Origin of the sequence: Burkholderia sp. WP9, from assembly GCF_900104795.1 — a bacterium.
In the GTDB taxonomy this organism is placed as follows: domain Bacteria; phylum Pseudomonadota; class Gammaproteobacteria; order Burkholderiales; family Burkholderiaceae; genus Paraburkholderia.
The window spans coordinates 920,779-933,990 of record NZ_FNTG01000002.1; the positions used below are offsets into that span (position 1 = coordinate 920,779).

A 13,212-nucleotide genomic window follows, 5' to 3' on the forward strand; every position below is an offset into this window, starting at 1 on the left:
CCGTGATTCGTCATGCGGTTTCGGCAGTGGGCTGCGCGTGCATCGCGCCAAAGCCCGCGATCCATTCGGGGATCGGCCGGTAGTAATCGAGCGTCGCGCGATAAGGTCCGTACGCCTGCAGCGCGCCGAATGCGGCGATCCACGTGCGAACCTCATGCGCGGATTTGCCCGCGTCGCGCGTGATCGCGGTGTCGGTCAAGCCGTCGAGCGCGCACAGCTCCCCTTCTTCGAGCGTTTTCAGAAACGCACGGTCCCATTCGGGATTGAGCGGATGCAGCCGGCTATCTCCCGAGGCGAATGCACGGGCCGCCGCGACGGTGCGAGCCTGACGCGCCGCGCGCGCTTCGGGCGACGGATTGCGGCCGGCGATCAGCCGCTCGGCGACTTCATCCGTCGCGCCCGCGAGTTCCGGCACCGGCGGCTCGTGCGAAATGCCGCCGGAGCCGATCACCAGCACACGTTGGTCCGAACGCGCGAGGCGGCGGCCCAGCGCGTCGCCGAGCAGTCGCGCCCGGCGGCACGACGCCATGGGCGGCGCGACCGAATTGATGAACACCGGCACAACCGGATAACGGTCCAGTGCGCCCGTGAGAATCTCCAGCGCCTGCGCGCAACCGTGGTCGACCTGCATCCGGTACGACACGGCGACGTCGACATCCGCGGCGAGCGTGGCTTCCGCGAGATCGAGCGCGGTGGCGGCGGGTACGGCAAGCTGCCCCGCCAGACTGCCGAAGTCACCGATCGCGCTCGCCGACGCGCCGATGCAGAACGGCGGCATCACGTCGTAGAAGAAGCCGTTGTAGTGGTCCGGTGCGAACACGACGACCAGTTGCGGATCGAAAGCGGCCACACGTGCGCGCGCCGCCGCGTGAATCCGCGCGACTTCCGCGACAATGTCCGGCGCCGGGTCGCAATAGCCGCGGAGCGGCGTGTGCGAAAGACATTCGAGCAACATCGGCATATCAGGCTCCCGCCGCGATGGCGACATCGCTTTCGGACGCCTTCGCCGGCGTGGCGACGGCCCGCTCGCCGGTCTTCAATGTCAGCTTGACGGCAAGCTCGCCGATGCACGCCGACACCTGTTGCGGCGTGCACATGCCCGCGACAAAACGATCGGGCCGCAGCAACACCACGGACTCAGGCACGCGCGAGAACCATTCCTTCAGACGGCCCTGCACATCGCCGACGGCGATCACGCCGTCAGACACGTCGTCATGAAAAGCGAGCTGGGTGTCGGGTTTCGCGAGCACAAAGCAGCCGCCAAGGCGCTGCCAGGTTTCACGCGCAAGCGGCGACAAGCCGAACGTGGGATCCGAACCCCAGCCGATAATCGCGAAGCGATTGCCGAGCACGTCGTCGAGACGCGCGACGCTGCCGTCCAGCGTGCGCACGCGCGGCTGAATGAACATGCGCCCGACCGGCGAATGACACGACGGATCACGGCCATACACGAGGCGGCCGAGCAGCGACTCGCGCTTCTCGCTCATCAGCCCGAGCAGCCGGCCGGGCGCGGAATGACCGGAACGCTCCAGCATGCGAGCCAGAACGCCATGCTTGCGTTTGTGCTCCGCCAGCAGGACGACGCCCGTTTCATAGCGCGGCATCGGCTTGAAACGCATCTCCACGAAATAGCGCTTCATGGCGGGGACCACGTTGAAGGTCCGCACGAAGGCGTCGCGAAACTTGATGCCGAAGCGGCTCGTCGGCGCGAAAATGTCGCCTGCCACTTCGGACAGATGGATCATGGAGCGGGCGTGCGCGCGCCGCTCCGCCGTATAGGTGTCCAGCAACGCGTCGCCGGCTAGCTGTCTGACCACCATCGCCAGCTTCCAGCCGAGATTGCTCGCGTCGCGGATCCCGCTGTTATAACCCTGCCCCTGCCAGACCGGCATGATGTGCGCGGCGTCGCCGGCCAGCAGCACGCGATCCACACGAAAGCGGCTCGCGAGGCGCGCATTGTGCGTATAGACGCGCTTGCGGATGTAGTCCACCTTTTGCGGATCGGCGACTACCTTGCGGATCAGCGCGGCCATGTTCTCCGGCTTCGACAATTCCTCTTCGGTTTCGCCGGGCATGACCATGAATTCGAAGCGGCGAATGCCATGTGGCAGTGCGGCCGACACGTACGGCCGTTTCGGATCGCAATGCATGTAGACATGCGGCGAGCCGATCGGATCGTTGCGCACATCCACCACGATCCATTGATTCGGCTTGGTGCGTCCTTCGAACGGCACGTCGAGCATGCGGCGCACGAAGCTATTGCCGCCGTCCGCGCCGACCATGTACGACGCGCGTACTGTGCGGCGGCCGCCTTTCTCGTCCTCCGCTTCGATCGTCACGCCGGTCTGATCCTGCGTGAAACCGCTCACGCTAGTGCCGAATAGCACCTGAACGTGTGGGAAGCGGCGCAGTCCTTCGTACAACACACGATCCGCGAGCGGCTGAATGAATGCATTGCGGCGTGACCAGCCGAACTCGTCGGTGCGCGGTTCGATCGACGCAAAGCAGTGACCGGTGTGCGTGACGAAGCGCATCCAGTGATCAGGCGTGGTGTGCGGCAACAGCACGTCGGCGAGGCCGACTGACTGGAACACCCGCAGCGCTTCATCGTCGAGGCCGATGGCCCGCGGGTAGTCGATGATCTGGTCGAGTTTTTCCAGCAGCACCACGCGCACGCCCTGCAAGCCCAGATAATTGGCAATCATCAAGCCGACAGGGCCGGCGCCGATAATCGCCACATCGGCGGACACGGTTTCGCTGCGGCCGCTCGCGGCCGCCAGATCGGTGGGTGGGAACATTCTGTCTCCTTTCTCACGAACGGCACACGGCGCCGTCGCTTCAGATAGCGGACTTGTTTGGAATATTCAGGGAGGGCACGGCGTGACGATCGCGTATCGCCATGGCGAAAAGTCGCGCATGGGATGCGGCATCTCGCGTCTCCTTGAATCGTTGATTTGATCGCAGTCTAGGACTCGCACCGGATCGCCTCAACAATTTGTGAAAAATGTGCATACAATGCACATTGTTGATTTATTGAGGTTTTTCGGTGACGAAATATACGAGTGTGCGAGGTCTCGCGCGCGGCCTGCAAGTGTTGCAGGCGCTCAATTCCATGGACAGCGGCCGCGCCACCAGCCAGCAGATCAGCGACCTCACCGGCCTGCATCGCACCACGGCGCGGCGGCTGCTGGAAACGTTGATGGAGGAAGGATTCGTGCGTCGCAGCGCGTCGGACGACAGTTTTCGCTTGACGCTTCAGGTACGTTCGTTAAGCGAAGGTTTTACGGACAACGAACGGATTGCGACGATTGCGCCGCCGATCATGGGGCAGCTATTGCAGCGCGTTGCGTGGCCTTCGGATCTGACCACGCCGGACGGCGACGCGATGATCATCCGCGAGACGACGCACCGTTTCAGTCCGCTCTCGTTTCACCGTTCTATGGTCGGGCGCCGTTTGCCGATTCTGCTGACCGCAGCTGGGCGCGCCTACTTTGCGATGTGTCCCGACGGCGAGCGCGAGGACATTCTCGACTTGCTGCGCTCAGGCGCGGGCGGTGAAGAACAGAAAGCCCTCGCCTCGAACGACAAATTGATAAGAAGCCTGGTCAAGCGGGTGCGCGCGGACGGCTTCGGCTCCAATCACGGAGACTGGTCCGCACAAAGCAAGATCGGGGCGGTCGCGGTTGCGATCGTCTCGCGCGAACGTGTGCTGGGGAGTCTGAATGTGGTGTTTCTCTCGCGAGCAGTGACGCTCGCGGAGGCAAAACGGCGCTACGTGCCGGAACTTCAGATCGCAGTGAGCGAAATGGTTGCGGAACTGGAGTCGCAGGACGAGCCAGAGGGGAAGAAGCCCGAGTGAAAAGATGCGGCGCCGCTGGGGGTTTCTTAGGGTTTACTACAGCCCGCAGAGCGTCTATTCTTCAGCGGAATACTTCGCCCACCCAACTACCGCAGATTGACCAAAGAACAGGCTTCTGTTCGACGGATTGAAACCCGCCCTGCCGGAGCACACTGTCATCATGCCAATCGCGCCAGGAGCCTGCGATGTCTTCCCGCCACGACAAAGATAACGAATTCGAAATCGGCTTGCCGGCTGTTTCTAGCACTGAATGGACCAGCCCGGTGCCGGGCGCCGACGCGGGAACGATGCGCGGGTTGCACCTCGCGTCGGAAAGCGTGTTGTGCCTCGCGACGCAGACCTACGAAGCGGTGGCACGCGGCGACGCGGCGGGCGCGGAATCAGCGCGCGCATCGCTCGAACAGCAACTGGCGGTCGCCACGCGTCTGATCGACGAACTCCTGTTCGACGGCGCCGGTCCGCATACGACACATTGACCGGCCGGCAGGCCGGGCAGCACCAATCGCAGTCTCAACTTCTGATAACTGAAATGAGCGCTCTAACGGTAATTCTCTGCATCTGGTCCATGGTGGCCATTTGCGCCATTCTCTTCATTCGCGGCGCCAACCGGCGCATTGAGCGGCCCCGCAAAGCACCGCAAAAGCGGCCGGCGCGTTTTTCAATCGCGGAGTAACAGCCGGCCGGCGGCGTGGATCCGTTCTCGACGCCGGCTCATTTGAGTCCAAGCCGTTTGGCTAAGCGGTTCAGATTCGCCCGATCAAGGGCGAGTTCACGCGCGACGGCCGCCCAATTCTGGTTGTGACGCGCCAACGCGTCGAGCACGGTGGCTCGCTCGAACTCGGTCACCGCGCTGCGGAAGTCCCTGGTTTCGCTGCCTGCTGTATCGGCGGGTGTCTCACTTCTGGCTTCGTCTGGCGTGGACGACAGCGCCAGGTCGGCGGCGGTCAACGTCAGTATCCGACGGCGCTCCCGATTCGCGGCCAGTGCCTTGAGCGCGCTTCGCCCGATCAGATGCTCGAGTTCACGCACGTTGCCAGGCCACGGATAGCGCAACAGCATGGCTTGCGCATCCGCCGCGAGACGCAGGCTCAGCAGGCCGAGCCGCGAGCGATTCTCCTCAAGAAAAAAACCGGCAAGGAGCAGCACATCGCGGCCGCGCTCGCGCAACGGCGGCACGCGTAACGGATAGACGCTCAAACGATGGTAGAGATCGGCGCGGAACCGCCCCGTGCGCACCTCTTCGGCGAGATCGCGATTGGTGGCCGCGATGAGCCGCACGTCGACCTTGTGTTCGTGGTCCGAGCCGATTCGTTGCAGCTGGCCGTTTTGCAGGACCCGCAAAAGCTTGGCCTGCACCATAAGCGGCAACTCTCCCACCTCGTCGAGAAAAATCGTTCCGCCGTCCGCCAGCTCGAACTTGCCACGCCGGTCCGACGACGCGCCGGAGAACGCTCCGCGCACATGCCCGAACAGTTCACTCTCGACCAGCGTATCGGGTAGCGCAGCACAGTTCAGACTGATGAGCGGCTTGTTCGCCCGCGACGAAAGCGCATGGATCGCGTTGGCCACGAGTTCCTTGCCGACGCCGGTCTCACCGGTGATCAGCACGGTCAGATCACTGCCCGCCACGACTTCGATTTCCCGCACCAGTTGCGTGTGAGCGTCACTGCTGCCGATCATCTCGCGCCGGCTCTGGCTGCTCGCCTGCCGGTAGGCTTCGGCGCGGCGCCGCTCTTCCTCGCTGCTGCGCGCCAGCGTATCGATTCGCTCGACGACACTCACCGTGGCGGCAGCCAGGCTCAGAAACGCCTGCAACGAAGCCATGTCGATGCTGTCGAAGCGCGCAGGATCCAGCGCATCGAGCGTGAGTAGACCCCATGGCCGGCCACGAACGAACAGCGGACATCCAAGGCAATCGTGAACTTCCAGATGCCCGGACGTGCCTTGCACGAGGCCGTCATACGGATCCGGCAAATCGGAATCGGCGGCGAAACGCGTCGGCTCGGGCCGCGATAGAAGTTGCTCGAAGCGCGGGTGGTCACTGACACGAAAACGCCGCCCAAGCGTGTCGCTGCTCAATCCGTCGATCGCGAGCGGCACGAGCGTGTCGCCCTCCAGACGCAACAAAGCGGCGGCATCGCCGGGAAACAGCGCCCGCAAGCTGCTGAGCAGGCGCCGGTAGCGCTCGCGGTCGGTCAGGTCGCGCGAAAGATCGAGGATCAGGGGCGTCAGGACGTCGAGTAAGTCTTGTGCAGTCAGATTGACTCGCGCAGGAGTCTTTCCGACCAAGGTCGAATTGACCATCGTGAAATTCACATCATTGATTTATTTGCATTTTATACCTGGCACGAAACATGGATAGAAAAGCACGACAGTCGAAGCTGACTGACTATCCACCACCAACCAGGACTTCCTATGCTTTCCGCCGAACACCGCGCCATCGTCAAAGCCACCGTCCCTCTTTTGGAAAGCGGCGGCGAAGCGTTGACCACGCACTTCTACAACATGCTCATCAGCGAGCATCCGGAAGTGCGTCCCATGTTCAACCTCGCGAACCAGGCAAGCGGCGCGCAGCAACGCGCGCTGGCCAACGGCGTGCTGATGTACGCGCGCCACATCGATCAACTCGAACAACTCGGCGGACTGGTCTCGCAGATCATCAACAAGCACGTCGCGTTGAATATCCTGCCGGAGCACTATCCGATTGTCGGACAGTGCCTGCTCAGATCCATCCGCGAAGTGCTCGGCGCAGAAATCGCAACGGATGCGGTCATCGAAGCGTGGGCCGCCGCCTATCAGCAACTCGCCGATCTGCTGATCGGGCTCGAAGAAAAAATCTACGCCGAGCGGGAAGCGGCGCCGGGCGGCTGGCGCGGCACGCGGCTCTTTCGCGTCGCCCGTAAAGTGCGGGAGAGCGACGAGATCACGTCGTTCTATCTGCGCCCCGACGATAACGGCGAGTTACTCGCGTTTCATCCGGGACAATATATCGGCGTGCGGCTCACGGTCGACGGCGAAGAAGTGCGCCGCAATTACTCGCTCTCGGCCATGTCGAATGGCCGCGAATACCGTATCAGCGTGAAGCGCGAACCGAACGGAAAGGTATCGAACCATCTGCACACGCGCGTCAACGAGAACGACACGGTGGAACTGTTTGCGCCGGCCGGCGACTTCAAGCTCGAACACAGCGACAAGCCGCTGGTCCTGATCAGCGGCGGCGTGGGCATTACACCGACGCTGGCCATGCTGCAAGCCGCGCTGAATACCGATCGCACCGTCCACTTCATTCACTCCGCGCGTCATGGCGGCGTGCATGCGTTCCGCGACGCGATCGAGCAACTGGCCGCGCGTCATCCGAAATTGAAGCGTTTCTATTGCTACGAACAACGCCGCGCGAATGATGCCGACGCGCACGGCATCGGCTATCTCGACGAAACGCGTCTCGATGCGTGGCTGCCGGAAACGCGCGACGTCGACGTCTATTTTCTCGGACCGATCGCGTTCATGAAGGCCGTCAAGAAGCACCTGAAAGCGATCGGCGTGCCGGAGTCGCAAAGCCGATATGAATTCTTCGGCCCGGCCGCGGCGCTGGAATAACCGCTAGTGAATGGGTCACGGTTGTGCCGGACATGCCGCTCAGCAAAGCGTCGCGCTTGTCACCCACGGCATGCTCCTGAAGCGCGCGATCATGGCATCCACCCATTCGCATTGCGCTTGCGCGAGTGCAATCGTGACCTCCTCGAAACCGCTGGCGGGCAGCGTCGTCACGTCGACCTTTTCGACGTTGCGGGAAAATGGCAGTAGCACCTGCCAGATGGCGGCAATGCGCGTACCGTGAAGTGCCGCGCGCACCACAAGTCGATAACGGCCTGAAGCGTGGGCCGTCAGCACTTTCAAACCGCTCTCAGAACCTTCTTGGGTCATGTCTTGCCCCTGCTGTGGACTTGGCTATTTCCGCGTTTGCCGCGGTATTCGGATGTCCGCTCGATTCTTACGCTTTACGATGACGTTTTGACGATGCCGCGCAGCCGCCTGAGCAAAGCGTCCGCATGCTCGCGATCGACTTTGGATATTTCGCGCTGATTCAGTATCGCCTCGATGCGCCGACGCCAATAACCCGGCTCGTTCACTAACGACGTGCAAGCCACCGAATCACCTTTTGAAGTCAATCTCTCAAGCGTTGTGACTATCGTTTCGATATGCAAAAGATCGTTCTTAAAAGACGCGTGACTTCCCATTACATTCCCGGCTAACTTAAAAGCGCCTTCGGATCGACCTTCGAACGAGTTGGCAAGCAATGCGATACCCATTTCGTCTCCGAATCGGCTGATCCGTCCTGCTTGCAGGAAAGCGAAACAACAGGCCTGAAACGTTCCCGCCAGGCTGCATGAGCATTGCTGTTGGCTGATTGTCTTTATTTGGCGCGCGTCGGCACAGGGCTTGTCGGCTGACCTGCCTGCGCCATGGCAATGGCTTGCGCGGTGGCTTTGCGCATTGCGTCGTAGGCGGCGCCCGCGCTGGAAACCGCCGACTTGAAGACGGTGACCGCGACCTCGGAACCGGCCGGGGCATTGCGCGCAAAGTCGTCTACGACCGTCTGCATTCTTGCGTTGGACTGGGCGCAGCGATCTTCGAATACCTTCAGAAACTCGGCCTGCGCGTGATTCGCAATGCCAAGTACGTGACTGTTATAAGACAGCACTTTCTCCGCTGCCGGTCTCGCGTTACCGGCTTGCTGAACGAATAATTCGACGGGTGTCTTACCGGAGAATGCCAGTTGCCAGGCCTGTTCGCTCTCGGCGAGCGTGGCCTTGGCGGCCTGCAGGTTCAATCTGGTCAGGTCTTCAACATACTGGAATGTTTGCTGTACCAACGAAAACGCAACAGCAACATTGGCACTTTGCATCGAGATAAATTGATCTGGCGTCGAAAAAACCACTCTGCACTCCTTCGTTAAGCCCACAAATCGCTCGATACGAGTTGGGCGAAAACAGCTCGCAAGCATGCAGATGCTGACCCAACAGCCCCGGCCCCCTCGAATCGCTTCTGCCGCGCAGAATTAGATGAAACATTCTAACTTTGTTAAACCGGCGTCTGGCGTACTGTTTTGTAGGTAAATACCCCTGGTCAATCAGGGTGATTTGACTGAAGAATCGAGCGGTTTGGGACGGTGGCGAGTGCGGCTTTCTGGCAGCGGCGGCAGGTCGGTCAATGGGTGAATCACACGGGTGGGCGCGATGCCCACGGGCGCGTCATGCAGCGCGGCCGCGTCGAATAGATCGACGCGGCCGGTGTGGGACGGTCAATCGCCCTCAGAACCGGGCGACGTCGATGATCGCATCGGCGAATGCTTTGGGCGCCTCTTGCGGCAGGTTGTGCCCGATACCGCCGCCGATATTCCGATGCGCATACTTGCCGGTGAACTTCTTCGCGTACGCGGCCGGTTCGGGATGCGGCGCGCCGTTCGCGTCGCCCTCCATCGTGATGGTCGGCACCGTAATGACCGGTGCCTGGGCGAGGCGTTTCTCCAGCGCGTCGTATTGCGCTTCGCCCTTGACCAGCCCCAGACGCCAGCGATAGTTGTGGATCACCACCGCGACGTGGTCCGGATTATTGAACGATTCCGCCGAACGCTCGAAGGTCGCATCGTCGAAATCCCATTTCGGCGATGCCGTATGCCAGATCAGCTTGTTGAAGTCGTGGCGGTTCGCTTCGTAGCCCGCATAGCCGCGCTCCGTGGCGAAGTAGAACTGATACCACCATGCCAGTTCCGCCTTCGGCGGCAACGGCGTCCGGTTGGCTTCCTGACTGCCGATCAGATAGCCGCTCACCGACACCATCGCCTTGCATCGCTCCGGCCACAGCGCCGCGATAATGTTCACCGTGCGCGCGCCCCAGTCGAAGCCGCCGAGAATCGCCTTGTCGATCTTCAGCGCATCCATCAACGCGATGATGTCCACGGCGACGACCGCCTGCTGGCCATTGCGGGGCGTGTCAGCCGACAGGAACCGCGTAGAGCCGTAGCCGCGCAGATACGGCACGATGACCCGGTAGCCGGCGGCGGCGAGCAACGGTGCGACTTCGACGAAACTGTAGATGTCGTAGGGCCAACCGTGCAGCAAGATCACCACGGGTCCATTCTGCGGGCCCGCTTCCGCATATCCCATGCTGAGCGTCCCGGCGTTGATCTGCTTCAGGTTATCGAAGGACGTGACGCGCGATCCCGCCTTCGTGCCGCTGGACTGCGCGTGGGCGAGTCCGCTCAGCCCGAGTTCCATCAGGCTGAGGCCCGCAACGGCCGTCCCCAGCAAACGACGACGCCGATCATTGATCTGTTCAGACATGGCTATTCCCCTTATGTGCGAGTGCGTTGAGCCAGATGAACCGGCCTGGAAGCATTAAACCTTCCGTACGTATCTGGCTTGTGTCGCCAATGTCCGCGAATGAAACGTCATGTATCGGGCCGCGGAGTGGATACATTGCGATACACAGAAAACGGGCCCGACCAGTCCGTAACGGGATGATCCAGATCAAGTTGTCCCATCGGTAGCGTCGGTTATAAGTATTTGCAGGATAAGCGCTTCAGGATCCGGTCGCGGGTCCGGTCTTGACGCATGCAACGCGTCGACTCGAACGTCATCGCTCGCCTGCCCGGCGAGCGCGATGCGCATTGCGTAGTCGACGCCGGCACAGGCCATTGCCTCGATCGAAGCATCCCACCGAATTCACCAGACTCAGACGCTCTCATGTTCTCATCGTCGCACTCACGACCGCCGCCAGCAACACGCCGCTCGCCTCCCAGCGGCACAGGGTTCGCATCGGCGCTCGCACTGGCCGCGGCGCTCAACCTGGGCGGATGCATGTCGCTCGCGCCGTCCTATGTGCGTCCCGCGCTGCCGGTTCCGGATACGTGGGCCGCCGCTCCGTCCGCCGACGCTCCAGCACCCGCCGACGGCACATCGCCAACGGTTCAGATCGACTGGCGCAGCTACTTTCCCGACGCCCAACTGCAGGCCTTGATCGAGCAGGCGCTCAGTGGAAACCGCGATCTGCGCATTGCCGTGAGGCGTGTCGAAGAAGCGCGTGCAACCTACGGCATTCGCCGCGCCGATACTTTTCCGACGATCGCCGCCGGCGGCTCCTATGTCCGTTTCCGCGCGCCCGGCGTGTTGCTGCCAGGCGGAAGTATCGACGCCGAGGCGTATCAGGTCGGACTAACCGAAAGCAATTGGGAACTCGACTTCTGGGGCCGCGTACGCAGCCTGAAAGACGCAGCCCTCGAAGAATTCCTGGCGAGCGACGCCGCGCGCCGTGCGGCCACCCTCAGCGTGATCGCGAACGTCGCGGACAATTACCTGCTGCTGCGCGAACTCGATGAGCGCATTGCCGTGGCCCGGGAGACGATCGCGAGCCGTTCCGAATCGCTGCGCATCTTCCGCCGACGCTTCGAAGTCGGCGCGATCTCGAAGCTGGATCTCAGGCAGTCGGAAATTCTGTTGCAGCAGGCGCAGACGCTGGTTGCGCAGCTCGAACAGTCGCGCGCCACTCAGGCCCACGCGCTCGCCGTACTGGTCGGCGCACCCGCCCCGCTGCAGCCTGCCCCGCTGGACGACGCGAGCGTGTACGCGGACCTGCAGGCAGGACTGCCGTCATCGTTGCTGGAAAGGCGTCCTGACATCGTCGCGGCGGAACACCGGCTGCGCGCCGCCAATGCGAATATCGGCGCAGCGCGCGCGGCGTTCTTTCCACGCGTCACGCTCACCGGTGCCGTCGGCTCGACGAGCACCGATCTGCATAGCCTGTTCGCGTCGGGTAGCGGCGCGTGGATCTTCATGCCCAACATCTCGCTGCCCATCTTCGACGCCGGGCGCAATCGCAACAATCTGGAACTCGCCAAGGCCCGCGAAGGCGAAGCGGTGGCGCAATACGAAAAGACCATTCAGGAAGCGTTTCGCGACGTAGCCGACGCGCTCTCGGCGAGAGAGTGGCTTGCCGCGCAGGTTCAGGCGGAAACCGACACGCTCGTCGCGCAGTCCGAGCGCGCGCGCCTTGCCAGGCTCCGGTACGACAACGGCGCGACGCCCTTTCTTGAAGTGCTCGACGCACAGCGCGACCTGCTCAACGCACGACAGCAGCTGATCCAGACGCGCCGCGCCTTGCTCGCGAGCCGCGTCGCGCTGTATGCCGCGCTCGGTGGAGGCGTGCAGGACGCGGAAACGACGCCCTCGCCTTCAGCCGCTGACATCACACTCAAACAAGGCCCATTGCCATGAGCCCCAGCAGAAAGAAACAGATAGCCGCCGTTGCCCTACTGGCCGTGATCGTTGCGGCCTCCTACTACGCGTGGACGATGGTGCACGACTCGGGTCCCGCGGCAGGTTTCGTGAGCGGCAATGGCCGCATCGAGGCGACCGAAATCGACGTGGCGACCAAACTGCCTGGCCGTGTCGAAACCATTACCGTCGACGAAGGCGACTTCGTCAAGGCGGGACAGCCGCTTGCGACGATGCAGGTCACCGTGCTCGACGCGCAACTCGCCGAAGCCCGCGCGCAGCATCAGCAGGCGATCAACACCGCGCTCAGCATCGAAGCGCAGGTCGTGCAGCGGCAGAGCGACAAGGTGGCAGCCGAAGCCGTGGTCTCCCAGCGCGAAAGCGAACTCGACGCCGCGCGCCGCAAACTGGCGCGCTCGGAAACCCTGTCGCGCGACGGCGCGTCCTCCATGCAGGAACTCGACGACGATCGCGCCCGCGAGCGCGGCGCGCAAGCCACGGTGCGCGCCGCGAGCGCTCAGGTCACCGCAGCCCAGGCCGCCGTCGATGCAACGCGCGCGCAACTCGTCGCCGCGCATTCCGCGGAGCATGCGGCGCTCGCGACCGTGGCGCGTGTGGAAGCCGACATCAGCGACAGCCAGTTGACGGCGCCACGTGACGGCCGCGTGCAATATCGGATCGCCGAGGCCGGCGAAGTGCTCCCAGCGGGTGGCAAGGTCCTGAATATCGCCGATCTTTCCGATGTCTACATGACGTTCTTCCTGCCGGAGACGGTAGTCGGCAAGGTCGCACTCGGCGCCGAAGTGCGCGTGATACTCGATGCGGCGCCCAACTATGTGATTCCCGCGACCGTTTCGTTCGTGGCCAGCACCGCGCAGTTCACGCCGAAGACCGTGGAAACCACCAGTGAGCGCCAAAAACTGATGTTCCGCGTCAAGGCGAGGATCAACCGCGAACTGCTGCTCCAGCATCTGAAACTCGTCAAGACAGGCCTGCCGGGTGTCGCGTGGATCAGGATCGATCAGCATGCCGCGTGGCCTGCTTCGCTCGCGATCAAGGTGCCGCAGTGAAAGGCGCAGT

At 62.7% G+C, this 13,212-nt stretch carries 12 protein-coding genes; 5 read left to right on the plus strand and 7 right to left on the minus strand.

Going from position 1 to position 13,212, the window contains the following annotated elements:
- Positions 1–10: 10 nt before the first annotated feature.
- A complete protein-coding gene (locus tag BLW71_RS25430) occupies positions 11–961 on the minus strand; it encodes a 3-carboxyethylcatechol 2,3-dioxygenase (protein ID WP_091803232.1) in 951 nt (316 codons plus the stop codon).
- A gap of 1 nt (position 962) precedes the next feature.
- Positions 963–2,798 carry a bifunctional 3-(3-hydroxy-phenyl)propionate/3-hydroxycinnamic acid hydroxylase gene (locus BLW71_RS25435; protein WP_091803235.1) on the minus strand — a complete coding sequence of 612 codons (1,836 nt, stop codon included), beginning with the start codon at positions 2,796–2,798 and terminating at the stop codon, positions 963–965.
- A 248-nt stretch (positions 2,799–3,046) separates the two neighbouring features.
- Here BLW71_RS25435 and BLW71_RS25440 point away from each other — a divergent pair, with 248 nt between their 5' ends.
- Positions 3,047–3,859 (plus strand): DNA-binding transcriptional regulator, encoded by an 813-nt coding sequence (locus BLW71_RS25440; protein ID WP_091803238.1) that lies wholly within the window; start codon positions 3,047–3,049, stop codon positions 3,857–3,859.
- A gap of 185 nt (positions 3,860–4,044) precedes the next feature.
- Complete coding sequence (locus BLW71_RS25445) at positions 4,045–4,335, plus strand: hypothetical protein (protein ID WP_091803241.1); 291 nt, start codon at positions 4,045–4,047, stop codon at positions 4,333–4,335.
- A 235-nt stretch (positions 4,336–4,570) separates the two neighbouring features.
- Here the strand turns inward: BLW71_RS25445 and norR are convergent, their stop codons facing one another.
- Positions 4,571–6,163 carry a nitric oxide reductase transcriptional regulator NorR gene (gene norR / locus BLW71_RS25455; RefSeq protein ID WP_091803247.1) on the minus strand — a complete coding sequence of 531 codons (1,593 nt, stop codon included), beginning with the start codon at positions 6,161–6,163 and terminating at the stop codon, positions 4,571–4,573.
- 111 nt (positions 6,164–6,274) lie between these two features.
- Here norR and hmpA point away from each other — a divergent pair, with 111 nt between their 5' ends.
- Positions 6,275–7,456, plus strand: a complete 1,182-nt coding sequence (gene hmpA / locus BLW71_RS25460; protein ID WP_091803250.1) for an NO-inducible flavohemoprotein — start codon at positions 6,275–6,277, stop codon at positions 7,454–7,456.
- A 39-nt stretch (positions 7,457–7,495) separates the two neighbouring features.
- Here the strand turns inward: hmpA and BLW71_RS25465 are convergent, their stop codons facing one another.
- The 4 genes from BLW71_RS25465 to BLW71_RS25475 all read right to left on the minus strand — a co-directional run bounded on the left by BLW71_RS25465 (position 7,496) and on the right by BLW71_RS25475 (position 10,203).
- Entirely contained in the window at positions 7,496–7,783 is a 288-nt protein-coding gene (locus BLW71_RS25465) for a hypothetical protein (RefSeq protein ID WP_091803254.1), read from the minus strand.
- Positions 7,784–7,857: 74 nt separating this feature from the next.
- Positions 7,858–8,169 carry a hypothetical protein gene (locus BLW71_RS41135; RefSeq protein ID WP_143048396.1) on the minus strand — a complete coding sequence of 104 codons (312 nt, stop codon included), beginning with the start codon at positions 8,167–8,169 and terminating at the stop codon, positions 7,858–7,860.
- A gap of 104 nt (positions 8,170–8,273) precedes the next feature.
- On the minus strand, positions 8,274–8,798 hold the full coding sequence (locus tag BLW71_RS25470) for a phasin family protein (RefSeq protein ID WP_091803257.1): 525 nt from the start codon (positions 8,796–8,798) through the stop codon (positions 8,274–8,276).
- Positions 8,799–9,171: 373 nt separating this feature from the next.
- Complete coding sequence (locus BLW71_RS25475) at positions 9,172–10,203, minus strand: alpha/beta fold hydrolase (protein WP_091803260.1); 1,032 nt, start codon at positions 10,201–10,203, stop codon at positions 9,172–9,174.
- 402 nt (positions 10,204–10,605) lie between these two features.
- On the opposite strand from BLW71_RS25475, the gene BLW71_RS25480 reads away from it, so the two are divergent.
- Positions 10,606–12,132, plus strand: a complete 1,527-nt coding sequence (locus BLW71_RS25480; RefSeq protein WP_091803263.1) for an efflux transporter outer membrane subunit — start codon at positions 10,606–10,608, stop codon at positions 12,130–12,132.
- A complete protein-coding gene (locus tag BLW71_RS25485) occupies positions 12,129–13,202 on the plus strand; it encodes an HlyD family secretion protein (RefSeq protein ID WP_091803266.1) in 1,074 nt (357 codons plus the stop codon). Before BLW71_RS25480 ends, BLW71_RS25485 begins: the two co-directional genes overlap by 4 nt.
- Positions 13,203–13,212 lie beyond the last annotated feature (10 nt).

Bases quoted from the DNA above. Each gene is read 5' to 3' on its own strand.
- BLW71_RS25480 (WP_091803263.1), top strand. From the start codon at position 10,606: ATGTTCTCATCGTCGCACTCACGACCGCCGCCAGCAACACGCCGCTCG.
- BLW71_RS25475 (WP_091803260.1), bottom strand. From the start codon at position 10,203: ATGTCTGAACAGATCAATGATCGGCGTCGTCGTTTGCTGGGGACGGCC.
- norR (WP_091803247.1), bottom strand. From the start codon at position 6,163: ATGGTCAATTCGACCTTGGTCGGAAAGACTCCTGCGCGAGTCAATCTG.
- BLW71_RS25430 (WP_091803232.1), bottom strand. From the start codon at position 961: ATGCCGATGTTGCTCGAATGTCTTTCGCACACGCCGCTCCGCGGCTAT.
- BLW71_RS41135 (WP_143048396.1), bottom strand. From the start codon at position 8,169: ATGGGTATCGCATTGCTTGCCAACTCGTTCGAAGGTCGATCCGAAGGC.
- hmpA (WP_091803250.1), top strand. From the start codon at position 6,275: ATGCTTTCCGCCGAACACCGCGCCATCGTCAAAGCCACCGTCCCTCTT.
- BLW71_RS25445 (WP_091803241.1), top strand. From the start codon at position 4,045: ATGTCTTCCCGCCACGACAAAGATAACGAATTCGAAATCGGCTTGCCG.
- BLW71_RS25435 (WP_091803235.1), bottom strand. From the start codon at position 2,798: ATGTTCCCACCCACCGATCTGGCGGCCGCGAGCGGCCGCAGCGAAACC.
- BLW71_RS25465 (WP_091803254.1), bottom strand. From the start codon at position 7,783: ATGACCCAAGAAGGTTCTGAGAGCGGTTTGAAAGTGCTGACGGCCCAC.
- BLW71_RS25485 (WP_091803266.1), top strand. From the start codon at position 12,129: ATGAGCCCCAGCAGAAAGAAACAGATAGCCGCCGTTGCCCTACTGGCC.